At 34.0% G+C, this 23,411-nt stretch carries 20 protein-coding genes; 13 read left to right on the top strand and 7 right to left on the bottom strand.

The window, feature by feature from the left end; translation table 11 throughout:
• Positions 1–44 precede the first annotated feature (44 nt).
• Together MJQ71_RS09520 and MJQ71_RS09515 are read left to right on the top strand one after the other, a co-directional pair.
• The gene (locus MJQ71_RS09520) at positions 45–920 is read left to right on the top strand and encodes an aldo/keto reductase (protein WP_238806344.1); all 876 of its coding nucleotides are present in this window, start codon (positions 45–47) and stop codon (positions 918–920) included.
• 61 nt (positions 921–981) lie between these two features.
• Positions 982–1,647, top strand: a complete 666-nt coding sequence (locus MJQ71_RS09515; protein WP_238806343.1) for a YggS family pyridoxal phosphate-dependent enzyme — start codon at positions 982–984, stop codon at positions 1,645–1,647.
• A gap of 48 nt (positions 1,648–1,695) precedes the next feature.
• Here the strand turns inward: MJQ71_RS09515 and ygiD are convergent, their stop codons facing one another.
• Both ygiD and MJQ71_RS09505 read right to left on the bottom strand, forming a co-directional pair.
• Complete coding sequence (gene ygiD, locus MJQ71_RS09510) at positions 1,696–2,571, bottom strand: 4,5-DOPA-extradiol-dioxygenase (protein ID WP_238806342.1); 876 nt, start codon at positions 2,569–2,571, stop codon at positions 1,696–1,698.
• Between the two features lie 54 nt (positions 2,572–2,625).
• Positions 2,626–3,507 carry a pirin family protein gene (locus MJQ71_RS09505; protein ID WP_238806341.1) on the bottom strand — a complete coding sequence of 294 codons (882 nt, stop codon included), beginning with the start codon at positions 3,505–3,507 and terminating at the stop codon, positions 2,626–2,628.
• Between the two features lie 128 nt (positions 3,508–3,635).
• Between MJQ71_RS09505 and MJQ71_RS09500 the strand changes: the two genes are divergently transcribed.
• Positions 3,636–4,937, top strand: coding sequence for a DUF3472 domain-containing protein (locus MJQ71_RS09500; protein WP_238806340.1), 1,302 nt, complete (start codon positions 3,636–3,638; stop codon positions 4,935–4,937).
• 91 nt (positions 4,938–5,028) lie between these two features.
• Entirely contained in the window at positions 5,029–5,400 is a 372-nt protein-coding gene (locus MJQ71_RS09495; RefSeq protein WP_238806339.1) for a DUF423 domain-containing protein, read from the top strand.
• Here MJQ71_RS09495 and MJQ71_RS09490 read toward each other — a convergent pair.
• The gene (locus tag MJQ71_RS09490) at positions 5,397–6,419 is read right to left on the bottom strand and encodes a hypothetical protein (protein WP_238806338.1); all 1,023 of its coding nucleotides are present in this window, start codon (positions 6,417–6,419) and stop codon (positions 5,397–5,399) included. The genes MJQ71_RS09495 and MJQ71_RS09490 overlap by 4 nt on opposite strands.
• A 203-nt stretch (positions 6,420–6,622) precedes the next feature.
• Here MJQ71_RS09490 and MJQ71_RS09485 point away from each other — a divergent pair, with 203 nt between their 5' ends.
• Positions 6,623–7,567: a DUF8428 domain-containing protein gene (locus MJQ71_RS09485; protein ID WP_310587524.1), complete on the top strand. Its 945-nt coding sequence runs from the start codon at positions 6,623–6,625 to the stop codon at positions 7,565–7,567.
• 68 nt (positions 7,568–7,635) lie between these two features.
• Here MJQ71_RS09485 and MJQ71_RS09480 read toward each other — a convergent pair whose 3' ends face one another.
• Together MJQ71_RS09480 and MJQ71_RS09475 are read right to left on the bottom strand one after the other, a co-directional pair.
• Entirely contained in the window at positions 7,636–9,072 is a 1,437-nt protein-coding gene (locus tag MJQ71_RS09480) for a S41 family peptidase (RefSeq protein WP_238806336.1), read from the bottom strand.
• Between the two features lie 90 nt (positions 9,073–9,162).
• Positions 9,163–10,035 (bottom strand): bestrophin family protein, encoded by an 873-nt coding sequence (locus MJQ71_RS09475; RefSeq protein ID WP_238806335.1) that lies wholly within the window; start codon positions 10,033–10,035, stop codon positions 9,163–9,165.
• A 178-nt stretch (positions 10,036–10,213) separates the two neighbouring features.
• Between MJQ71_RS09475 and MJQ71_RS09470 the strand changes: the two genes are divergently transcribed.
• Together MJQ71_RS09470 and MJQ71_RS09465 are read left to right on the top strand one after the other, a co-directional pair.
• Positions 10,214–10,723 carry a SixA phosphatase family protein gene (locus MJQ71_RS09470; RefSeq protein WP_238806334.1) on the top strand — a complete coding sequence of 170 codons (510 nt, stop codon included), beginning with the start codon at positions 10,214–10,216 and terminating at the stop codon, positions 10,721–10,723.
• A gap of 60 nt (positions 10,724–10,783) precedes the next feature.
• The gene (locus tag MJQ71_RS09465; protein ID WP_238806333.1) at positions 10,784–10,936 is read left to right on the top strand and encodes a hypothetical protein; all 153 of its coding nucleotides are present in this window, start codon (positions 10,784–10,786) and stop codon (positions 10,934–10,936) included.
• Positions 10,937–11,071: 135 nt separating this feature from the next.
• On the opposite strand, the gene MJQ71_RS09460 is transcribed toward MJQ71_RS09465, so the two are convergent.
• Positions 11,072–11,593, bottom strand: coding sequence for a GbsR/MarR family transcriptional regulator (locus MJQ71_RS09460; RefSeq protein WP_238806332.1), 522 nt, complete (start codon positions 11,591–11,593; stop codon positions 11,072–11,074).
• A 348-nt stretch (positions 11,594–11,941) separates the two neighbouring features.
• Between MJQ71_RS09460 and MJQ71_RS09455 the strand changes: the two genes are divergently transcribed.
• A complete protein-coding gene (locus MJQ71_RS09455) occupies positions 11,942–13,315 on the top strand; it encodes an aminopeptidase P family protein (RefSeq protein WP_238806331.1) in 1,374 nt (457 codons plus the stop codon).
• Positions 13,316–13,365: 50 nt separating this feature from the next.
• Here the strand turns inward: MJQ71_RS09455 and MJQ71_RS09450 are convergent, their stop codons facing one another.
• On the bottom strand, positions 13,366–14,421 hold the full coding sequence (locus MJQ71_RS09450; protein ID WP_238806330.1) for a TolB family protein: 1,056 nt from the start codon (positions 14,419–14,421) through the stop codon (positions 13,366–13,368).
• A gap of 163 nt (positions 14,422–14,584) precedes the next feature.
• Here MJQ71_RS09450 and MJQ71_RS09445 point away from each other — a divergent pair, with 163 nt between their 5' ends.
• From MJQ71_RS09445 to MJQ71_RS09425, 5 genes are all read left to right on the top strand, one after another.
• Positions 14,585–16,843 (top strand): DUF5916 domain-containing protein, encoded by a 2,259-nt coding sequence (locus tag MJQ71_RS09445; protein WP_238806329.1) that lies wholly within the window; start codon positions 14,585–14,587, stop codon positions 16,841–16,843.
• Positions 16,844–16,897: 54 nt separating this feature from the next.
• Positions 16,898–18,673 carry an ABC transporter ATP-binding protein gene (locus tag MJQ71_RS09440; protein WP_238806328.1) on the top strand — a complete coding sequence of 592 codons (1,776 nt, stop codon included), beginning with the start codon at positions 16,898–16,900 and terminating at the stop codon, positions 18,671–18,673.
• Between the two features lie 33 nt (positions 18,674–18,706).
• Entirely contained in the window at positions 18,707–19,957 is a 1,251-nt protein-coding gene (locus MJQ71_RS09435) for an alpha/beta hydrolase family protein (protein ID WP_238806327.1), read from the top strand.
• Positions 19,958–20,193: 236 nt separating this feature from the next.
• On the top strand, positions 20,194–21,033 hold the full coding sequence (gene fdhD, locus MJQ71_RS09430) for a formate dehydrogenase accessory sulfurtransferase FdhD (RefSeq protein WP_238806326.1): 840 nt from the start codon (positions 20,194–20,196) through the stop codon (positions 21,031–21,033).
• A gap of 25 nt (positions 21,034–21,058) precedes the next feature.
• A complete protein-coding gene (locus MJQ71_RS09425; protein WP_238806325.1) occupies positions 21,059–23,374 on the top strand; it encodes an FdhF/YdeP family oxidoreductase in 2,316 nt (771 codons plus the stop codon).
• Positions 23,375–23,411: the final 37 nt, after the last annotated feature.

Here is a 23,411-nt window from a genome sequence, read left to right as displayed (position 1 = left end):
TAAATCTATTATCTTTACTGCACTTAATAAAATTCTTGTACAACATGAAAAAAGTATATCTAAGCGATTCTGGCCCGAAAGTATCGGAGGCAATTTATGGTTTTTGGAGATGGGAAAATCTTGACAATACCACTGCAAAAATGGAACAAATCATCAATTTATGCTTGGATTTAGGTATAAATACGTTTGACCACGCCGATATTTACGGTGATTTTACCATTGAAGAGCATTTTGGGAAAATCATTAGCAATAAATCTTTTAAGCGTGAAGATATTGTTTTGTTTAGTAAATGCGGTATTCGCAAATCTAGTAATGGAAAAGTAAGTTATTTCGATAATTCACCTAATTATATTGTAAATAGTGTTGAAAATTCACTGAAAAATTTAAAAACTGATTACTTAGATATTTTTCTGCTAAATCAAAGCGATTTTTTAGCCGATCCAGAGCAAACAGCAATGGTTTTGGCAGAAATTGTTAATTCAGGAAAGGTAAAACATATCGGAGTTGCTAATTTTACGGCTTTTCAACACCAATTATTAGCTTCTTACTTAACAATTCCAATCGTAACGAATCATATTGAACTAAACTTGATGAATATTTCGGCTATTGAAGATGGACGTTTGGATTTTATCAAGCAAAGTTTTAGTAAACCTTTAGCTTGGGCTCCATTGGCAGGAGGCGAGATTTTGGATGGAAAAGAAGGAAAATCGGCTGTTTTAAAAACAAAATTAGAAGCAATCGGTAAAAAATACGATGCCAATGTTGAACAAACAGCCGTTGCATGGTTAATGCAACTCGGCACTTTGCCAATTATTGGTTCGTTGTCAGAAACACGCATTAGAAATGCTGCGAGTGCGTCGTCAATCAAATTGAGTCGAGAAGATTGGTACGATATTTACCAAACTTGCGTTGCTTCTTGAAGATAAATGGGTATCAGGAAAAGATTTTCCAACAAAACCCATATAAGAAAACTTAATTTTTATGCCAATTGTAGAAAATATTCGATTTATCGAACAGGAAATCGAAGGAAAAAATGTAACACTCATTGCGGTTTCTAAGACAAAACCCGTTGAAATGCTCATGGAAGCATATAACGTTGGTTTCAAGCGTTTTGGCGAAAATTATGTGCAGGAATTAGTTGAAAAATACGAAACCATGCCGAAAGATATTGAATGGCATTTTATTGGGCATTTACAATCAAATAAAGTAAAATATATAGCTCCATTCGTTAGCTTGATTCACTCGGTTGATAGTTTTAAATTATTGCAGGAAATCAATAAACAAGCTGCAAAAAATAATAGAATAATAGATTGTTTGCTTCAAATTTATATTGCTGAAGAAGATACTAAAAGTGGAATGACGGAGTTGGAGTGTTTGGAAATTTTAGAACCTGAGAATTTTAAAAATTTGCCAAACATAAGAATTGTAGGTTTAATGGGAATGACAACTCTTACCGATGATGAAACCCAAATCCGAAAAGAATTCGCTAAATTAAAAGTTTTTTATTCAACATTATCGGCTAAATATTCGACTATTAAAATTCTTTCAATGGGCATGAGTGGCGATTATGCCATTGCCATCGAAGAAGGTAGCTCGATGATTCGGGTTGGCAGTAAGATTTTCGGTAATAGAATTTACAACAAATAATTAATTGCGAGATTTGGTGAAAACATTTGCCAAATCTCGCAGTTAGCATTATCCAGCTTGAAAACATCTCATGCTGATGCTTCCCATTTCAATCCCTTCAAAAGTATATTTAATTTCCTCTTTTGGCTGAATGAGTCCAGCACTATAAACCATGGGCAAATAGTGGTCATAAAATGGATGAGCCATAGTTCCCACTTTTCCAAAAGCATTGAAGTCGGCTAAATCAGCAAATTTTCTTTGGTCAATTTTATTTTTTACGATTGTGTCAAATTCCAATGCCCAATCAAATGGTTTTGGGTCGGTTTCTCCCCATTTTACTTGACGTAAATTATGCACAATGTTTCCACTTGAAAGTATTAAAACTCCTTTATTTCTAAGATTTTGTAACTCTTTTGCTAGTTCAAAATGATATTGTGGTGGCTTTGAATAATCAATACTCATTTGAAAAGTTGGAATATTGGCTTCAGGATAAATATGACGCAAGACTGTCCAAGCACCATGGTCGAGACCCATCTGATGTTCTTCCAAAATTCCGATTGATTTAACCTCTTTTATCACTTCACGGGCCATTTCAGGTGAGCCTTTTGGTTCATATTTTACTTTATACAAGGCTTCTGGAAAACCTCCGAAATCATAAATTGTTTTTGGAAATGGATTTACCGAAACGTAAGTTTTATTCATTGTTAACCAATGAGCTGAAATCACCAAAATTGCTTTAGGCGTTTCGATACTTTTGCCCAAAAGAGCCAAACTATCCGTAAATTTATTATCTGCCAATGCATTCATTGGACTTCCATGTCCAATAAACACGATTGGCATTTTGTCAGATTTCGGAAATTCGTCCGAAATATTCTTTAATTCATTTAAGTTCATATTTGAGAAAGGTAAAACGCCAATTGTTTTCAAAAAATCTTTTCTTTTCATGGTTCAAATTTGTAAAATGCTAATGGCAAAAAATCATTCATTCACCTAAATTGATTAATCTTCTAAAACGCCAAATTTTCCTTTTGCTAAATCGTCATACGCTTGCAAGATTTCGGCTTTAGAATTCATCAAAAAAGGGCCGTAAGGTACAATTGGTTCATTGATTGGTTCACCACTTAAAACCAATAAAACCGAATCTTCGAGAGCTTCTATTTTAACTTCAGTGCCATCATTTCTGAAAAGAACAAAATGGTCTGTTGGAGCGGTTTCTGCTTCGTTTATTTTGGCATTCCCTTCAATCACCAAAATTCCTGTATTATGTTTTTCAACTAATGAAATATCTAATAAAGTTCCTTTTTTAACTCGAATATTGTACATATTCATTGGTGTAAAAGTTGAAGCGGCACCATTGATTCCATTATATTCACCAGCAATAACTTCTACAAGTCCTTGATTATCAGGTAAATAATATTTTCCTAATTGACTATTTTCAATTCCTTGATATTTTGGTGGTGTCATTTTGTATTTAGCTGGCAAATTAACCCAAAGCTGAACCATTTGGAATAATCCACCATTTTTACTGAATTCTTTTTCGTGGTATTCTTTGTGTAAAACACCACTTCCTGCAGTCATCCATTGTACATCGCCTTCGCCAATAACACCTTGATTACCGCTACTATCATGATGTGCAACTTTACCTTGATAAGCAATTGTCACTGTTTCAAAACCACGATGCGGATGTACTCCCACGCCTCTTGGCTCATCTTTTGGTGAAAAATCGACTTTTGAGTTATAATCAAGCATAAAAAATGGACTCATGCGTTGTAAACCCATATTATACCCACTTGGGAAAAAATTATGAACCCTAAATCCATCTCCAACCATATGGGCTGGCGGTGGAGCTAACACCTGTTGAACTGATTTTATATTTTTCATTTTTATTGTCGGATTAATAAATACATTCACATTGTATGTATATACAACTAAATTTATTTTGATAAAGTTCCGATAGATTTCTTTTTTAATTAACTTCACACAAATTACAACAATTTACTATATCCGAAATGAAATTTAACTACTTAGTATTCCTTATTATTTGTCTTTTTTCTCAATGTAAAGCTGAAAAAGTTTCAAAAAATATTCCCAAAGAACATGATATTAATAAGCAAATTATTCCAATTGGAGGAAATGCTTGGACTTCAAATGGTGGAAATATTGATGAAAATGGGTTTTCAAATTGGGATAGTAAACAAACAATTTGCCGAACTTATTTTAAAGTTGAACAAACAGGTACAATTAAATTATCGCTTTTTTTGACGGGAAATGGAGGGAAAAGCAAGATTTTAGTAAAAATATTAAACAAAAGTATCAATGTAGAGGCGGAGGGAAATACTGAAAAAGAACAGTTTGTTGGAGAATGGAATATCGTAAAAGCTGGGTATATTTCAGTTGATATTATTGGCATTTCCAAAACAGAAACCACTTTTGGGACAATTTCAAATATGGCCGTAAGCGGTACAGCCATTTCACCTGCATTATCATTTGTCAAGAATAATGAAGGAAATTTCTTTTATTGGGGAAGGCGAGGGCCTTCGGTACATTTACGTTATGAAACCAATAAAAACAATGAAATTGAATGGTTTTATAATGAAATTACGGTTCCCAAAAATAATGATGTAATTGGTTCATATTTTATGGCAAACGGATTTGGCGAAGGATATTTCGGAATGCAAGTAAACTCTGAAAAAGAGCGTAGAATTTTATTTTCTGTTTGGAGTCCTTTTGAAACAGATAATCCAGAAACGATTCCTCAAGACCAAAAAATATTACTACTCAAAAAAGGAACAAATGTTTATACAGGCGAATTTGGCAATGAAGGTTCGGGCGGTCAGAGTTATTTAAAGTATAATTGGAAAGCAGATAACACATATAAATTTTTACTTCAAGGGAAACCAACGAGTGATAATTATACGATTTATTCAGCTTATTTTTTTGCACCTGAAGAAAACAAATGGCTTTTGATTGCAAGTTTTAAACGTCCTAAAACGTCAACTTACCTAAAAAATTTGTATTCGTTCCTTGAAAATTTCATACCTGAAACAGGTAATCAAGAACGCATGGGGTATTTTGATAACCAATGGATTTATGATTCAAAAAATGGTTGGAAAGAACTGAATCAGGTAACTTTTACTGCTGATAATACTGCTAGAAAAGGTTATCGAAAAGATTATGGCGGTGGTACTAAAAACGGAAAATTTTATCTAAGAAATTGTGGTTTTTTTAGTGATAATACATTGCTCAATCAAAAGTTTTCTAGGCCAAATCAAAATATTAAACCTGTGATTGATTTTTCAAAATTACCTTAGATAAGCAAAATAAATTTTAAGCTCAAAGAATTGAGCTTATTCAAATGTCAATTTTATGTAATTTCACGCATCAATTTAAAATCATATTATAATGAATAAACTTTTTTTACAAGCAGGCTCATTTTTGGGAGCAGTTGGCGTGATGGTTGGTGCTTTTGGAGCTCATGCACTCAAACCGATGTTATTGGCAAGCGGTCGATTTGAAACCTTTGAAACGGGTGTGCGATACCAATTTTATCATGCCTTAGCATTGGTTTTAGTTGGGATTTTATCAAAAGAATTTCGTTCCAAAACAATCAATTATAGCGGATATTGCTTCTTGGCAGGTACGTTGATTTTTAGTAGCTCATTATATTTGATTTGTTTCACAGGAATCAATGTTTTTGGAGCAGTTGCACCCATTGGTGGTACATTATTGGTTGCCGCTTGGTTATTGTTATTTTGGTCAGTTTGGAAAAATTAGTGAACTAAGACCAATTTTAAACTTAATTCGACTACTTCGCCCATACTTCTGCAACTCAAAAATTCTTGATTGTGGTAATGACGAGATAAATCATGTTTGAGCGATTCAAGATTTTCAGGAAGGGAAAGCGTGTCTTTTTTCATGGTTTCGATTAAATCGTGCATACGGATTTTTTCTTCTTTCAAACGATTTGCAATAAGTGTACGTTCTTCAGCTTGGTATTGATGCACCGATTCGGGCGTGAGATATTTCATGCCCATTGCAATCATTGCATTATTTTGCTTGAAATATTGAGGCATATAAACAGATTTCGACGACTCATAAGATTGTTGGTCAAAATCAATCGCACGCAATCGGTAGTGAAAATCTTCAAAATCTGGCGTAACAATAATTACAAAGTTTGATGAGTGCATATCGCCTAAAAGTCTTACAAAACAACGTTCATTAAACTTAATAAATTCTTTACTTAGTCGAATAGGATTAAAATTGGCATCATTTAAATGATTATTCATAAATTGGTCGGCTGGGATTCCTGCAATATGTTCTTCAACCAAAGTATCCTCATGCGTGCAATAGCCCATCACATTGGGCGATAATAAATGTTCTAACTCTAAGCCATAAATACGAGAAGCATCAGCCAATTTTATATAAAAATAATCATGGTTATCGTTTATTTTATTTACAATTCTGATTCGGAAAGGCTTGGTGTTGGCGTAAGTGCAGGTATCAACTCTATCAACCACTAGGTGCTTAATTACAGATGCATCGCCGTCGGTTTTTAAATCGGCATAGATTATTTTTAGAGCTTCATATATTTCTTCAAGGTCGTTTTGTGGATACATGACGGTTTCCCAAAGGGTATCTTTACCCTTTTTGTCATAAAGCGGAAAGGCATTGTCAAACCGAAGTAAATCGCTGTATTTGATTGGTAATACTTTTTCTCGTCCATATTTAACTAAATACTTGCGTAAACGTGGAGATATTTTGAAAGGTATTTTCTTTTTGGTGATGAGTGCCATTCTGATTTATATTTATTAGGAAATTTTACCTAAGATTTGTGATAAACAACCATGAACTTTTTGCAAAATAGTCATTCATTGATTATTATATAAAAAAAATAGGAACTTTTTATCTTTAAAATATAAATAGTTTCAATAAAAACATAACTTTGCCGTTAATAAACCTGTAAATTAAATACTTAATACTCATTCCTATGGAACAAATGCAAGAAAGAAAAAGTAATACGGCGATGACGGCCGGCCTAGTATTAGCCTGTGCTTTAGCAGCCCTTTTTGGTTTCCTTTATTTTAATGCTCGCCAAGATATTGATGCGAAAAATGTTGATATTTCAACTAAAACAAAGGAATTGTTGCTAACTAATACAAAATTAGACTCAATTTCGACGCAATTAGATGCCAAAATAGCAGAAATTACTTCACTTGGTGGCCAAGTTGCTGATTTGGAAGCACTTAAAGCTCAGTTGGAAAGAGATAAAAAGAATTTGGTTAATTCAAAAAACGTAAGTATCAGAGACTTTGAAAATAAAATCAAAGGTTATGAAGCTGCTTTGACTGCAAAAGATGTTGAAATAGCTAAATTGAGACAAGAAAATGCTCAATTGACAACAGAAGTGAAAACTTTAGGCAGTGAAAATACAGACCTTAAATCAAACATTTCGAGCTTAAAAACTGATAAACAAGCGTTAGCAGATTCGGTTTATGCTACAACTGTTAAAAACAAAGAGCTTTCGGAAAAAGTAACACTTGCGGCAGCCTTGAAAGCTATGAATGTATCGGTTAATGCTATTAATTCTCGTGGTAAAGAGCGTGATGGTGGTGAATACAAAGCAAAACGTGTAGAGAAAGTCAAAATTTCTTTCAAATTATCTGAAAATCCGTTGACTAAAACAGAAAATAAAGTAATATATATGCGTATGCTTGACCCACAAGGAAATTGTATTTCTGACATGGCAACTGGTTCGGGTGCGTTTATGTTTGGTGGAAAAGAAATGGTTTATACAGCGAAACAATCGGTTATGTATGATAATTCTGGTCAGAATGTAGATTTTATTTATGCTCGTGGTTCTAATTACTCTAAAGGTAAATATTCAATCGAATTATATTCTGAAGGATTCAGCATCGGACGTGGTTCTTTTGATGTAAAATAATCATAAAATTTAATCATAAAAAATGCCCTCGATCACTTCGAGGGCATTTTTGTTTATCTATTTTAGAATCATTTTGGAAATGAAACAAACATATCTTTTAGTTTCAAATCTGGATTGTCAGATTCATGTAGCTCTAACACTTGCGAGTTTAATTCTCTTGTCGAACGTCTAGCATTTACCGTTACCTCCGCAGGAATTGTCACTCCAGTAATTACTTCTAACGCCTTTTTAAACAAAGGTTCTGATTCATCACCCCAAGGTTTATATGGATAAATGTTGTCTTTTACTAAATAATTTGGCGTAAATCCATCTTTAGTGCCGTAATCAGATTCTCCTTTTGAGTTTTTCGTTCTCAGCACAATTGGTTGCAATCCCCAAGACCAACGAACAGGTTTGGAAGCATCTTTTATGGTTATTGAACCAACATTTTTACCATAAGTATGGTCGCCAATAATAATAACATCCATATAAGGTCTTAGACTATTAATGACAAGTTCGCTTGCAGATGCAGTGCCGTTTGAAGTCAAAACGAATAGACGATTAAGTGTTCCTAAATTATTGGCTTGATTACTAAACTTGGTTGGTGTTGAATATGACGTATATTTTTTAGTAATATTTGCATTCCATTCGTCTTGATGAATTATATTATTGGTGTTTAGGTTTTTTACAATGAGCGAAGAAATTAAATCAGCAGAACTGATATAACCACCGCCATTTAAACGTAAATCTAAGATTAATTCGTTGACTCCTTGGGCTTTAAATTCTCCAAAAATAGTTTTTAACTTAGCATCATATTCAGAGATAAATTGTGTATAAACCAAATAACCAATTTTTTTATCACCCTTTTCGATTACTTTCCAGAAATGTACTGGGTCATTTTGAACGACAGCTTTTGTGGCTTGTAAGGTTTTTCCTGATGATACAAAAGCTCCATTTTTTAATTCGCCCAATCCAAAAGTAGCTGTTTCTGTGCTGGCAAGTAGGGTAGCGTAGTTATTTTTGTCAATTTGAGTGCCATTAATTGTTAAAATAATATCTCCTCTTTTCATTCCTGCTTTTTCGGCTGGACTATTTAGAATTACATAAGAAACAAAAAATCCAACCGTTGTTTGGGTGTTATCTAAATAAACGGCAGTTCTTGTAAATCCAAATGAAGTGCTTACGCCACCTAAAGAATTGGTGAGATCGGTAATATTTTCATTTATCCATGAAAAACGGTCTGTATTTGGATAATCATTGAGTAAAGAGTAAAAATAATACTTTTTAATATCGTTTTCTCCATCTTTTCCTGTTACCAAAGTTAAATCAGTTTTTGCTTTTTCGGGAAGCAAATCAGCCCACAAATACCATTCTTTCATTTGGTCATAAACCCAACTATTGGCAGCTTCGTTTGGACTATTAGTTGTGTTTGTGGTGTTATCAGTTGGCTCTAAAGTGTCTTTTTTACAAGCTATGAAATTCAATAAAACACTAATAACCAATAGTTTAATCCAAAATGTCTTCATATTTTGATAAGTATTTGTTGATAGTAATGACGTAAATTATAAACGATTGGTTGCTAGAAATGTTTTATTCAATGTGAAGATGAAACAATTTTAATTTCTGAGAATCTCAGCTAAATTTCCTTTTACATTTTTAACAATTGTATCTAAAGCCAAATCATTATTGTCGGTTCCAAACGGGTCTTCAATTTCTTCTGCTATCATTTCAATTCCAGCAAAAGCGTAAAAAACCAAAGTAACGATCGGAATTGCCCAATATTTGAATTCTAACACAAAACCAATTGGCATGGTGAAAACATACAAAAAAATCATTTTTTTGATAAATATATTGTATGAAGATGGAATTGGCGTATTTTTTATCCTTTCGCAAGCTCCAAGATTATCAGTAAATGAAGTTAATTCAGTATTCAAAATCAAAAGTTGCTCAGGATTTAATAAACCATTTTTGGCTAATTGATTGATTTCTAAATAAATGGCTTGCCCGATTCGGTTCGGCATATGTTTGTGATTTTCGTAGAATGATTCGTCAAATTTATTAACGAATGCTAAATGTTTTGGATTTGTATTATCTCGCAAATGGTCTTTTACGGCTTGTAAATAGTTGCCAATCAAAACCCTGAAAACTTCTTTACTTTCATGGTTTTCTGGTAAAAATGCATTGAGTTTTAGTGCAAGATTTCGAGAATTATTAGTGAAACTTCCCCAAATTTTTCGTCCTTCCCACCATCTATCGTATGAGCTATTAGTACGAAAAACTAACAATAATGATAAAACAAAGCCAACCAACGAGTGAACAGCAAGCGGATTTTTGATTGGCATGAAATGAAATACGTCATTTTCTAAATAAGAAAATACAGCCGTATATGCCATTACACCTAGCATGGCGGGTAAAAGTTTGCGAAATGTGTCAGCTTTGTGAAAATAAAAAATTAGTTTCCACCAATCTTTTGGATTGTAAATCATCATATATTTTAGGAACAAATGGTTGTTTAAATGCAAATATAGGGCTTTTTCAAAATATTTGGTGTTTACGAAATTGATGTGTTAATGTATTCTGTTGAATGTTTTCATTGAATAAATTTTTGGTGAAAATTAAACTTTTCCGAGCTATTGCTTGTATATTCGTGCCAAAACCAACGAAAATATGATTAAAACCCTTTACTTAATTCGTCATGCGATTGCTGAGGATGGTGGAAACACACCAATGTTTCGTGATTTTGACAGAGATTTAACATCCACAGGTATTATTGAGGCTGCTCGAATGGGCAAGTTTTTGGCAGGAACTGAGGTTTCATTCGATTTAATTGTAAGCAGTGCAGCCGAGCGTGCAAAAGCAACTGCAAAGATTTTTGCTGAGCAGCTACACTATGATGCGGATGCTATTGTTCTTGACGAGTCGCTTTATGGAGGCGGCCCTAGAACTTACCTTTCGGTAGTTAACCAATTAGACGAGGCTGTAAAAACTGTTGCGATTTTTGGACATAACCCTGATGTTACGTTCTTTTCAGAATACTTAACTCGTGCTGATATTGGTGGCACAATGAGTACGGCTGGAGTAATTATTTTGGAATTTGAAGATTTGAAATGGGCGGAAGTTTCGAATAAATCGGGCAAGTTTTTGGGCTATCATTCACCGCAAACGATTGTGCAGTAAGCAAGGTAAAAACTTTTTTCTGTACTTACTGTTTTTATGAAAAGCAGATAATTTAATAAAATGGAAACGAAGCATTCAACTAACCGAAATCGAACGATTTTTAGAGTAATCTTTCTTGTATTTCTTGCCATTGTGATTTATTTTCTCTACGATTTATCACGCCAGACAGTTGCTCCGTGGAATAAGAAAAAAAATATTGAGAAGGAATTTTAATTGATTCTTCAAGAGCGATGGTTGTTTATAGCTATCGCTCTTTTTTACAAAAAAAAGCAGTAATTCTCTATCTATGAGAAAATTACTGCTTGACCCCAAAAACTCCAAAAAACCATGACTTATAGCCGTCATGTACTATTTATTAAAAATCTTGATAAAATTATTAATCAACCAATTTTCATCTGATTTAAGAAGTGATGTCATGGTGTTATCTGCAAAAACAGAAACTTTACTGATATCATTTACTATTTTCAAAAACTCTTCTTTTTCGGCAGAGTCAGGCTGAATACTTTCTTTCAATTCTTCCATTGCTTCGATTAGCGGTCCGATTTCTCGGCGTCGTCGCTCTTTTGCGATTTGCTTGGCGACTTTCCAAATATCCTTTTCTGCTATGAAATATTCTTTCCGTTCGCCAGGAAGGAGCTGTTTGTAAATCAATCCCCAATCCATCAAATCTCGTAAATTCATATTAACATTTCCTCTCGAAATTTGTAAATCAGCCATGATTTCATCTGCATTCATAGACTTTGGCGAAAGCAAAAGTAGTGCGTGAATCTGAGCCATTGTGCGGTTAATACCCCACTGCGTGGCCAGTGTTCCCCACGTGTGAATAAACTTATCTTTCGCTTCTTTTAATTCCATTACTGATACCGACATCTTGTTTTTTACTTTTATATTGTAGCACGTAAGCATATTTGTACCCCAAAGTAAAATAACCTTTTTGAATTTTCAAAATATTCTGAAAGTTTTTTTTAATTTGTTATTTCATTGCTTCTAAGAAAACACAATACCGTAACTATTTGATTCATAGTAGTTTACCAAAAAAAGTATTTTTTATTGTAATAATAATAGATATATCCGTAAAATAAGTAACTATTAAAAAAAGATAAAATAAACCAGTTTTTATACAAAATCACGTTTTTGATAATCATTTTTAGTTAAGGATATAATGCGATATTGGCTTTCTTTTATTTATTTCGTGTTATCAATAAATATCAACAAACTATGTTTTCAGTTCAGACTTACACCGAGCGACGCAACGCACTCAAAAGAGCGGTTGGCAGCGGTATTATTTTAATAATGGGCAACGATGAAGCTCCCATGAATTACCATGATAATACGTTTCGCTACCGTCAAGATAGTAATTTTTTGTACTTTTTCGGAATCAGTCTTGCTGGATTAGCGGCCATTATTGATGTAGATTCGGGTGAAGAAATTATTTTCGGAAACGAATTTACGATGGATGATATTATTTGGGTTGGGCCGCAGCCAACTTTAGCCGAGCAAGCTCGGAAAGTTGGAGTTTACCGCACTGAAAGTCCAAATAAATTACCAGAAAGACTCAAAAATGCGTCTATAGTTCATTTTACACCGCCTTATCGCTACGATAATATGCTTAAAATGAGCGAATGGCTTAATTTACCCACCACACAATTAAAGGAAAATGCCTCAGTTGTGTTGATAAAAGCAATTGTTGCTTTGCGGTCTATAAAAACGGACGAAGAAATTATTGAAATGGAACATGCCGTCAATATTACACGTGAAATGCACATTGCAGCAATGCAACAAACAAAAGCTGGTCAGAAAGAATATGAAATGGTGTCAGTAATTCATGCCCAAGCCCTCGCTGGTGGTGGCGAACTTGCTTATCCGATTATTTTTTCAATAAATGGACAAACGTTACATAACCATTATCATGGAAATACGATGCCTGATGGCCGATTGGTTATTAATGATTCGGGAGCCGAAAATGCAATGTTTTATGCAGGTGATATTACTCGTACTTTTCCTGTAAGCAAGAAATTTACAGAAAAACAGAAAGAGATATATAACTTGGTCTTAAAAATGGAAACCGAGTCGATTGCTGCTTTAAAACCTACCATTCAATACCGTGAAATTCATCTTTCAGCCAATCGAATTATGCTTGATGGCTTGAAAGATTTGGGCTTTTTGAATGGAAACATAGATGAAATGTTGGCTGAAGGCGTTCAAGGTTTATTTATGCCACATGGTTTAGGTCACGCAATAGGGCTTGATGTACATGATATGGAAGATTTAGGCGAAAAGTACGTAGGTTATCGGGAAGGCTTAGAACGTAGCACGCAATTAGGTTTAAAATCACTACGAATGGCAAAGGAATTAGAAGCAGGATTTGTGCTAACAGTTGAGCCTGGAATTTATTTTATTCCAGAATTAATTGATAAATGGAAATCTGAAAATAAATTTGCTCATTTTATCAACTATTCAAAACTTGATGATTACCGAGATTTTGGCGGAATAAGAATTGAAGATAATTGCTTAATTACACCAACAGGAAGTAAAACATTAGGAAACCCAATTCCGAAAACTGTGGAAGAAGTGGAAGCCTTGAGGAGTTGAAAAGATTAAGAAAAGAAGAGCCATTAAATTTTAATGGCTCTTCTTTTTTATCAATCAACCCAATCTGCAATAAAAAGATTGGTATCTCTTGTGCCACCGTTATTACGATTTGAACTGAAAATTATCTTTTTCCCGTCATAACTAAACATCGGAAAAGCATTGAAGTTGCTTTCTGTTGTAATTTTTTCTAAGCCAGTTCCATCAATATTAATTGTATATAATTGAAAATCATAGCCACGTTGAGAATGATGATTTGAAGCAAAAATGATTTTGTTTCCTGCATGATTAAAATAAGGAGCCCAGTTTGCTTTACCTAATTTAGTGATTTGTTTCAAATCTGAACCATCAGCATTACAAGTGAAAATCTCCATGTTGGTTGGTGCAACCAAGTTTTTTTTCAAGTTATCTTTATATTCTTGTTTTTCCTCTTCGCTAGCAAAGCGTGACGCACGAAATACCAATTTCTTACTATCTGGCGAAAAAAATGCACCACCGTCGTAGCCTAATTCATGTGTAATTTGCTTTACATTTTTTCCGTCAATATCCATCGTATATAAATCTAAATCACCATTTCTTGTGCTAGTAAATACAATTTTTTTGCCATCTGGCGAAACCGTTGCTTCTGCGTCGTAGCCTGGTGAATTAGTGAGTTTTTTCTTGACTTTTCCTTTTAAATCAGCCACATAAATATCGAAACTATCATAGATTGCCCAAAGATATTTTTTGCCCATTTCTGGTATTGGCGGACAAGCATGACCACCCGCTTCGTGTGTACTTCCGTAGAGAATTTGTTTGCCATTTGGCATAAAAAAACTGCAAGTGGTACGTCCAAAGCTTGTACTTATAAATTCGGGACGAATTTTTGGGTCTTTCAAGCCTTTTTCAACATCCATATAAAAAATCTGGTCACACGAAAGTCCCCATGCAGGATTATCCGATTGAAAACTAATGTATTTGCTATCTCGGCTAAAATATGCTTCGGCATTATTGCCACCAAAAGTAAGCTGGCGAATGTTTTTCAGGTGCTTTTCTTCGGGTGCTTGTGCGAAAGTAATCGAACTAAAAAGAACTATCAGTAAGACATAAAAATAAGAATGTTTCATCATTGTGATTTTTAAAATGGTATTTTATTCAGCAAAGGTATGACAGAATAAATTTTTTATGAAAAATAATTAATAATAGCATAAAAATATCAAAATTTATTAAAAAATGACACATAACGTGTAGTTAAAACACTTAATTTTGTGATAAATTTCAACAAATAGCTATATGCAAAGACTTTTACTATTTCTAGCTTTCTTACTTTTTTTTCAGGATAACATTGCCCAAAGTAGCACGGATTTTCAGCCGTTAATCGTAAAGAATATTTCTGAAAAGATAAAACTTGATGGAGTTTTAGACGAAGAAACTTGGAAAAAGGCTCAACATCTTCCCTCTTTTTGGCAGTTTTTCCCGAAAGATAGTGTAAAAGCAAATTATCAAACAGATATTATTTTGGCTTACGATGATAAATATATTTATATCGGGGCGAAAATGTACTCGAAGGGAAACAAATTTGTTACTCCTTCGTTTCGTCGAGATTTTAGAGCGGGGGGCAACGATAATGTGAGTTTTCTATTTGACACATTTAATGATAAAACCAATAGTTTTTTGTTTGGAATTAACCCTTATGGCGTGATGCGTGAAGCTTTGCTCTATAATGGTGGTACCGCAAATGAATATTTTAATATGTATTGGGATAATAAGTGGGAAGTGGTTACTAAAGTTTATGATGGATATTGGACTGCCGAATTAGCTATTCCGTTATCGACATTGCGGTTTAAAGAAGGAAGCACACAATGGAATTTTAAGGCTTACCGCTTTGATACGCAAGCAAATGAACAATCGACTTTGATGCGGATTCCTCAAAATCAAATAATAATGAATTTGGGTTATTCGATGCCTATTGTTTTTGAAAAACCGTTGAATAGATCAGGAGCGAATATTTCATTAATTCCGTATTTATCGGCTGGAACAACACATGATTTCGAAAATCCTAATAATCCAGCAGCGGGTAGTAAATTCAACTTTGGTGGTGATGCAAAAATTGGAATTACTTCGGGTTTGAACTTGGATTTAACTGTGAATCCTGATTTTTCAAATGTAGAAGCCGACCGACAAGTAGTAAATTTGACTCGATTTGATGTCAATTTTCCTGAGCAAAGACAGTTTTTTCTAGAAAACTCTGACCTTTTTACGGGTTTTGGAAGTTATAATACTAATCCGTTTGTTCCGCCATCTGGTACGCTCGGAACCGCTGCGGGAAATCAACTTTTTAGCCCATTTTTTTCTCGACAAGTCGGAATTAGCCTTGATACGGCCACAGGTACAAATGTGCAGAATAGAATTTTATATGGGGCAAGAATTAGTGGTAAAATTGATGATAATTGGCGTGTAGGTTTACTTAATACACAAACGGCTGCCGATAATTTTAAGGGAACGGCAAGCATGAACTATTCGGTGGCTGCAATTCAAAGAAAGGTTTTTGGACGGTCGAATATCGCAGCGATTTTTGCCAACAAACAGGTTTTGGGCAATGAATTAGCACAAGGAATTCATGCTTATAATCGTGTGGCGGGTTTAGAATATAATTTAGCCTCGAAAGATAATCGTTGGAATGGAAAGGTTTTTTACCACCATGTTTTTAGCCCAATTGTGGTAAATGAAAAATTTGCTCATGGTTTTATGCTCAATTATAGCGTTAAAAAATTAATCGCCAAGTGGTCGCATGATTGGGTAGGGAAGGGCTTTGATGCTGAAGTTGGTTTTGTGCCAAGAAAGAACTTTTTTCATATAAACCCGACCATTGGGTTCAACTATTTTCCTAATTCTCGGTTATTCAATCGAATAAGTTATGGAATTGCCTACGACCAATATAATCAGCCAGGTTTGGGAGTTACTGACCGCCAAGCTGGGCCATTTTTGTTGTTAGGATTTCAAAATTCAGCTAATGTTTTGTTGACTGTCAATCAAAATTATACGTATCTTTTTAATGATTTTGATGCTTTGCGAAGCAACAAAAAACTCCCTTCGCTCACAAAAGGTTCGAGTTATACTTATTATAATGTTTCTGCAAATTATGTTTCAGATTTGCGTCAGAAGTTTTCAATATCATTCCAACCTTTAATTGGTCAGTATTTTGATGGGAATATCGTAAGTTTAGTTGGAAATGCTTCTTATCGTTTTCAGCCTTATGGCTTTTTGTCAATGAATTTTAGCTATAATAATATCAATCTTTCTAAAGGAAAAAATCAAGTTTATTTAATTGGTCCAAAGCTAGATTTGACTTTTACGAAAAGTGTTTTCTGGACGACTTTCGTGCAGTACAATAGCCAATTTCAGAACGTGAATGTCAATTCTCGTTTACAATGGCGTTTTGCTCCAGTTTCTGACTTTTTCTTGGTTTATACTGATAACTACAATACCGAGTCTTGGATGCCTAAAAATAGAGCAATTTTGGCGAAAGTTACTTATTGGCTGAATTTATAAAATTACTTGAGAAACCATACTTGCAGAAAAGAGAAATTAAAAATTGTGTTACAGATGAAAGCCAGTAATTCTAAAAATCCTTATATTTCTCTCCTGCAAACGGCTTGGAAATACGCAAAAAAAGAACGTAAACGGTATGTTTTGATTTACGGAATGTTTGCGATGGCAAATGTTGTATTTTCAATGAATCCAATTTTATTTGGTTGGTTTATCAATAAAATTCAGCAAGATTATCATCAAACTATCAAATTTACTCTTTTGTATGTTTTAGGTTATTTGGGTTTAAAGCTTTTGGAATGGTCTTTTCATGGCCCTGCTCGTGTGATGGAACGCCAACTAGCGTTTAATCTGAGCCGAAATTTCTTGCAGGAAATGTACCATCAAGCCTTACATTTACCTGTAAAATGGCATCAAGACCATCATAGTGGCTCAACTATTAACCGAATTAGAAAGGCTTACGAAGCACTTAAAAACTTCTTTCAAAATGGATTTATGTTTCTTCATGCCCTTTCAAAATTTGCTTTTTCTTTCGGTGCAATGCTTTATTTTTCGCCTATTTTTGGTTCAATAGGTATTTTGATTGGTATTTTTACTATTTGGATTATTTTCAAATTTGATAAGCCTTTTATCAAAACATTGGACGAAGTCAATGAAAAAGAACACGTCGTTTCTTCAACGCTTTTTGATAGCTTGTCAAATATAATTACAGTTATTACGCTACGACTCGAAAAAAGTATGGAGTTGGGTTTGCTTGGAAAAGTACAAAATCTATTGCCACCTTTTCGTCGAAACGTATTGATAAATGAATGGAAATGGTTTACAGCGGATATGTTGGTCGGGTTGACTTACGTAGTGATTACCTTTGGTTATGTTTATCAAAATTATGAACCAAATAAGGTTTTTTTAGTAGGAGGATTAGTGACACTTTTGGGCTTTGTAAATCAATTTACGAGCGTTTTTCATGATGTTGCGTGGCAATATACCGAAATAGTGCAGTACAATACAGACATTCAAACTGCTCGCTCAATTAGTGAAGATTATAATAGTAGTCATCGCCCAGAAACTACGATTTCTTTGCCAAATAATTGGAAGGAAATCAGAATTAATAATCTTAGTTTCTCGCATCGAGAAACGTATGATGAAGCCCACGCTCCTCAAAGTTTACATGATATTTCTATAAAAATAGAGCGAGGCAAAAAGATTGCCTTTATTGGTGAAAGTGGCAGCGGAAAAAGTACTTTACTCGCTTTATTACGTGGGCTTTACGAGCCACAATCTACTTTTAAATTTAGCGTTGATGGGAAAGATTTTCAGATGGCAACCTTAAATGAAACCGTTACTTTATTTCCACAAGAACCAGAGATTTTTGAAAATTCGATTCGTTTTAATATTACGTTAGGCTTGCCTTTTGAAGAGGATGATGTTTGGAAAGTTTGTGATGAAGCTTATTTTACCGATACCGCAAAACAATTACCAAATGGTTTAGAATCAAATATTCAGGAAAAAGGGGTGAATCTTTCAGGCGGACAAAAGCAGCGTTTGGCCTTGGCTCGAGGAATTTTGGCGGCTCAAAGTAGTGAAGTTGTATTGATGGATGAACCAACAAGCAGTGTTGACCCCAAAACAGAAGCATTGATTTACAAACAGTTATTTAAGACTTTTAGTGAAAAAGCTATTATTTCTTCATTACATCGACTACATTTATTACGTTATTTTGACTATGTTTATGTTTTAAATCGTGGGAAAATTGTTGCAGAAGGTACATTTGAAGACTTGAAAAGTACTAATTCGTATTTTCAAGAACTTTGGAAACACCAAGAAAATGAATAAACTACTTTCAAATAAATAACGTTTAGTTTTGCTATGAAAAAAATATTTTGGTTGCTAGTTCTTATATCAAACTTGTGTTTTTCACAAATAGCTAATTATGATGAATCAAAAGCTTCGCCATATCCTTTTCCTGATGTTTTAACGGGAGTTGATGGTAAAAAAATAATAACTATCAAGCAATGGGAGGCAAATCGTTGGGCATTGCTAAATTTATTTGCTGAAAATGTTTATGGAACAACACCTAAATTGGCTTTAAAACAACATTTTGTGATTAATAAGACCCAAATTGATGCGTTAAATGGGAAAGCCATTCAGAAACAAGTTTCTGTTTTTTTCGATGATTATCCGCAATTAAGTCCAATTAATATTTTACTTTACGTGCCAAAAGGAGTTGAAAATCCACCGATTTTTATTGGTTTAAATTTTGAAGGGAATCATTCTCTTATTGCTGATACAGCAATTTATATGACAAAAAATTGGATGATTGATTTCCGAAAAGATTCAACAATCATCAAAAATAATCGAGCTTTAGAAGCTTCACGAGGAGCAGCTGGCATTGAAACTTGGCCGTTTGAAAAGATAGTTTCAGCAGGATTTGCGGTGGCAACTGCTTATTGCGGAGATATTGAACCAGATTATTCTGAAGGTTGGAAAACAAGTTTGCGTGGCGTTATTGGCAATCGAGAAGTAAATACGTGGGGTGCAATGGGAGCTTGGGCATGGGGTTTGAGTCGAATTTTAGATTACGTCGAAACTGATAAAGATATTGACAGCAAAAAAGCAATTGTTGTTGGACATTCGAGATTAGGAAAAGCAGCTTTTTGGGCTGCCGCACAAGATACTCGTTTTGCAGCTTATATTTCTAACGAATCGGGTGAAGGCGGAGTAGCATTATCAAAACGTTGGTATGGCGAGACAGTTGAGATTATTAATAAAAACTTCCCACATTGGTTTAGTGAAAAATTTAAATTTTATAATAACAATGTAGCCTCTTTACCAATTGATCAACATCAATTAGTTGCATTGATTGCACCTCGACCAATCTATGTTTCAAGTGCCGAAGGCGACCAATGGTCAGACCCAACTGGCGAGTTTTTATCAATTAAAAAAGCTGAACCAATTTATCAATTATACCATAGAAAAACATTAGCCGAAAGTGCTAGACCTCCTGTAAATCAGCCAATTGGCTCTTATATTCGCTATCATTATCGGTCGGGCAAACATTACATGAATCTCTATGATTGGGAACAATATTTGAAGTTTGCAGCCGAAGTAATTAGATGAAATAAGGGTGTTATTCTGACTCAAAAATGCGGTTATTGCTCAAGTGTTTAATACCTATTTTAAATTTCTATTTTGAGTAAACTACAAAAAACTTTAATAATATCATAACTATTTATTTTGAGTGTTTTAAACTAAAATAAATAATCTAGTATCTTTTTTATGGTTTTTGATGAATCTAAAATGAAGAAGTAGTACATTAAAAGCGTTTTACTACCTTAGCAAATCAAAACAAAAAAATGAGTGGAATAAAATCATTCAAAATAAAGAAGATTAAGCTCAACGAGTCTATCGAAACGCCTGATTTAGTTGTAATTGAAGAACCTTTAGAAATACGGTTAGGTTATGGAAATGAAGACAATCGACAGCAAAAAAGTTTGTCTGTAACTATGCGTACGCCCACAGGACACGATTTTGAATTAGTTTTTGGTTTTCTATTTACAGAAAATATTATTACTACATTTGATGATATTATCTCAATTCATTACTGTACGGATTTAGGTAAGCAAATGCAACAAAGTATTGTTAGAGTCGAGTTGAAAACACATATTTTGCTAGATTTTGATGCTCTCGAACGCCATTTCTACGGAACTTCAAGTTGTGGTATTTGCGGGAAAGCCTCAATTGAGGTACTTCAAAAGCAATGTCCAATTTTACCGATAAATAACTTTTTTGTTAAAAGGGACTTTATTTTTAATTTATCCAAAATATTACAAGAAAAGCAGGTCTTTTTCCAACATACGGGAGGGCTTCATGCTGCATTTATCACCTCTCCTTCGGGTGTTTTGCAACTATTGAGAGAAGATGTTGGTCGACATAATGCACTTGATAAAGTAATTGGAGCGGCGTTTCAACAAAAATTATTACCACTCTCTGAATCTGTTTTGTTGATGAGCAGTCGAGCAAGTTTTGAATTGATTCAAAAAGCTGCAATGGCAGGAATTTCGATAATGGCTTGCGTTGGAGCTCCGTCAAGTTTGGCTATTGAGACTGCTAAAGCATTGGGTTTGACTTTGATTGGTTTTTTGCGTGACGAAAGTTTTAATATTTATTCAGGTGAAGAACGGATAATTTCCTAATATTGATGCCCTAAATTTTACTATAATGTCAAAAATAAACCCTCTACCACCAACAACCGCCTTCACAGAAATTAAAACTTCAAAACCCGCCGCACAAGCTGCAGGTTTTACAGCAGTTTATTCTTCTATTAAGCATGTTTTTGGAGTAATGCCCCTAAAGCGTGGCTTAAAAGCATTGTTAAATCTTAACCAAAAAGATGGCGTTGATTGTCCAAGTTGTGCTTGGCCCGACCCTGATGGAGAGCGTTCGAAAATAGCAGAATATTGCGAAAATGGAGCAAAAGCAATTGCTGAAGAAGCAACAACTCGTAAAGTTTCGCCTGTTTTTTTTCAAAAATATACTGTTGAAGAACTTTCTCAAAAATCAGATTATTGGCTTGGTCAGCAAGGACGTTTAACGCATCCGTTAGTGTTACGTGAAGGGAAATCTAATTACGAAAAAATTTCTTGGGAAGAATCTTTTCAATTAATTGGTACTCAACTTAATTCTTTGAATTCACCAGATGAAGCAATTTTTTATACTTCAGGAAGAACAAGTAACGAAGCTGCATTTTTATATCAATTATTTGTACGGATGTTTGGTACTAACAATTTACCAGATTGCTCAAATATGTGTCATGAATCGAGTGGTTCTGCTTTAGGAGAAACGCTTGGTTTGGGAAAAGGTTCTGTGAAATTAGATGATTTTGAAAAAGCAGAAGTGATAATGATATTGGGACAAAATCCAGGTACCAATCACCCCAGAATGTTGTCTGCACTTGAAAAAGCAAAACGGGCTGGAGCAAAAATTATTTCGATAAATCCTTTAATCGAAGCTGGTTTACTCAAATTCAAGCATCCACAAGAAATGCAAGATGTCTTTTTTGGTGGTGAAAAGTTGACAGATTTATATTTACAAATTCGTATTAATGGTGATTTGGCGTTATTGAAAGCAATTAATAAATTATTGCTTGTAACTGAAAAGAAAACTGCTGATGTATTTGATAAAGACTTTATCATTAATCATACTGAAAATTATGAAGAATACTTTAAAAGTATTGAAAATGAAGATTTAGAAAGTCTTTCTGAAATTTGTGGAATCTCGCTGAATCAAATAAAAGAAGCAACCGAATTATTGATTCAAAACAAAAAAATTATTGTTTGTTGGGCAATGGGTTTGACACAACATAAAAATTCGGTTGCAACGATTCGTGAAGTAGTTAACCTTTTATTAATGAAAGGAAGCATTGGTATTGAAGGAGGAGGAACATGCCCTGTTCGAGGTCATTCAAATGTACAAGGCGACCGAACAATGGGAATTTATGAAAAACCCAAAAGTCAGTTTTTGGATAAACTTAAAGAAGTTTTTGATTTTGAACCACCCCGAAAACATGGTTTTGACACCATCGAGTCAATTAAGGCAATGGCCGATTCTAAAGCTAAAGTTTTTGTCGCTTTAGGTGGAAATTTTCTATCAGCAACTCCTGATACAGAATATACTGCAAAAGCTTTGCAAAATTGTGATTTAACTGTGCAAATTTCTACAAAACTTAATCGAAGTCATTTAATTAATGGAAAAACCGCCTTGATTTTGCCATGTTTGGCGAGAACTGACCGTGATATTCAAGCAAATGGAGAGCAATTTGTAACAGTTGAAGATTCGATGGGAGTTGTTCACAGTAGCCATGGGGTTTTAAAACCGATTTCAGAACATTTGCTGAGTGAGCCAGCGATTGTAGCAAAAATTGCAAATGCAACTTTAAAAAACAACAAACTAGATTGGGAAAATCTTATTGCTAATTATGATAATATCAGAAATTTAATTGAAAAATCAATTCTAGGATTCGATAATTATAATGAAAAAGTACGAATTTCGGGTGGGTTTTATCTACCAAATCCTCCTCGTGAACGCCAATTTTCTACTGATTCATCAAAAGCTAAATTTACAATCAATGAATTAAATGCCATTCAATTGCTTGATAATCAATATTTAATGATGACGATTCGCAGCCATGACCAGTTTAATACAACTATTTATGGACTTGACGACCGTTATCGAGGAATTTTCAATGAGCGAAGAATTATAATGATGAATGAGAATGATATTATTGAAGCAAATTTACAAAAATACCAAGTGGTAAATCTTTATAATGATTTCGGTGGAATTGAGAGAATTGCTGAAAGATTTATCGTTATCCCATATAATATTCCGCATAAATGCGTAGCAACTTATTTTCCTGAAACGAATGTTTTGATTCCTATTGATAGTTTTGCTGAAATTAGTAAAACACCAACATCAAAATCGGTTATAATTACAATTAAGCCAATTTTTGATGGAGGAAAAGCTATTTTTGCCAAATAAAAAAGTCTTTCCCATTATAAGAAAGACTTTCTATTAA

Source organism: Emticicia aquatica (assembly GCF_923079645.1).
In the GTDB taxonomy this organism is placed as follows: Bacteria; Bacteroidota; Bacteroidia; order Cytophagales; family Spirosomataceae; genus Emticicia; species Emticicia aquatica.
Note: the sequence above shows the minus strand (reverse complement) of the source record. Positions and strands in the feature narration are given on the sequence as shown.

Excerpts from the sequence above, each read along its gene's own strand:
- MJQ71_RS09505 (WP_238806341.1), bottom strand. The coding sequence starts at position 3,507 with ATGAAAAATATAAAATCAGTTCAACAGGTGTTAGCTCCACCGCCAGCC.
- MJQ71_RS09460 (WP_238806332.1), bottom strand. The coding sequence starts at position 11,593 with ATGTCGGTATCAGTAATGGAATTAAAAGAAGCGAAAGATAAGTTTATT.
- MJQ71_RS09455 (WP_238806331.1), top strand. The coding sequence starts at position 11,942 with ATGTTTTCAGTTCAGACTTACACCGAGCGACGCAACGCACTCAAAAGA.
- MJQ71_RS09485 (WP_310587524.1), top strand. The coding sequence starts at position 6,623 with ATGCAAGAAAGAAAAAGTAATACGGCGATGACGGCCGGCCTAGTATTA.
- MJQ71_RS09450 (WP_238806330.1), bottom strand. The coding sequence starts at position 14,421 with ATGATGAAACATTCTTATTTTTATGTCTTACTGATAGTTCTTTTTAGT.
- MJQ71_RS09495 (WP_238806339.1), top strand. The coding sequence starts at position 5,029 with ATGAATAAACTTTTTTTACAAGCAGGCTCATTTTTGGGAGCAGTTGGC.
- MJQ71_RS09490 (WP_238806338.1), bottom strand. The coding sequence starts at position 6,419 with ATGGCACTCATCACCAAAAAGAAAATACCTTTCAAAATATCTCCACGT.
- MJQ71_RS09440 (WP_238806328.1), top strand. The coding sequence starts at position 16,898 with ATGAAAGCCAGTAATTCTAAAAATCCTTATATTTCTCTCCTGCAAACG.
- MJQ71_RS09475 (WP_238806335.1), bottom strand. The coding sequence starts at position 10,035 with ATGATGATTTACAATCCAAAAGATTGGTGGAAACTAATTTTTTATTTT.
- MJQ71_RS09445 (WP_238806329.1), top strand. The coding sequence starts at position 14,585 with ATGCAAAGACTTTTACTATTTCTAGCTTTCTTACTTTTTTTTCAGGAT.
- MJQ71_RS09500 (WP_238806340.1), top strand. The coding sequence starts at position 3,636 with ATGAAATTTAACTACTTAGTATTCCTTATTATTTGTCTTTTTTCTCAA.
- MJQ71_RS09520 (WP_238806344.1), top strand. The coding sequence starts at position 45 with ATGAAAAAAGTATATCTAAGCGATTCTGGCCCGAAAGTATCGGAGGCA.
- MJQ71_RS09435 (WP_238806327.1), top strand. The coding sequence starts at position 18,707 with ATGAAAAAAATATTTTGGTTGCTAGTTCTTATATCAAACTTGTGTTTT.
- MJQ71_RS09425 (WP_238806325.1), top strand. The coding sequence starts at position 21,059 with ATGTCAAAAATAAACCCTCTACCACCAACAACCGCCTTCACAGAAATT.
- ygiD (WP_238806342.1), bottom strand. The coding sequence starts at position 2,571 with ATGAAAAGAAAAGATTTTTTGAAAACAATTGGCGTTTTACCTTTCTCA.
- fdhD (WP_238806326.1), top strand. The coding sequence starts at position 20,194 with ATGAGTGGAATAAAATCATTCAAAATAAAGAAGATTAAGCTCAACGAG.
- MJQ71_RS09470 (WP_238806334.1), top strand. The coding sequence starts at position 10,214 with ATGATTAAAACCCTTTACTTAATTCGTCATGCGATTGCTGAGGATGGT.
- MJQ71_RS09480 (WP_238806336.1), bottom strand. The coding sequence starts at position 9,072 with ATGAAGACATTTTGGATTAAACTATTGGTTATTAGTGTTTTATTGAAT.
- MJQ71_RS09515 (WP_238806343.1), top strand. The coding sequence starts at position 982 with ATGCCAATTGTAGAAAATATTCGATTTATCGAACAGGAAATCGAAGGA.
- MJQ71_RS09465 (WP_238806333.1), top strand. The coding sequence starts at position 10,784 with ATGGAAACGAAGCATTCAACTAACCGAAATCGAACGATTTTTAGAGTA.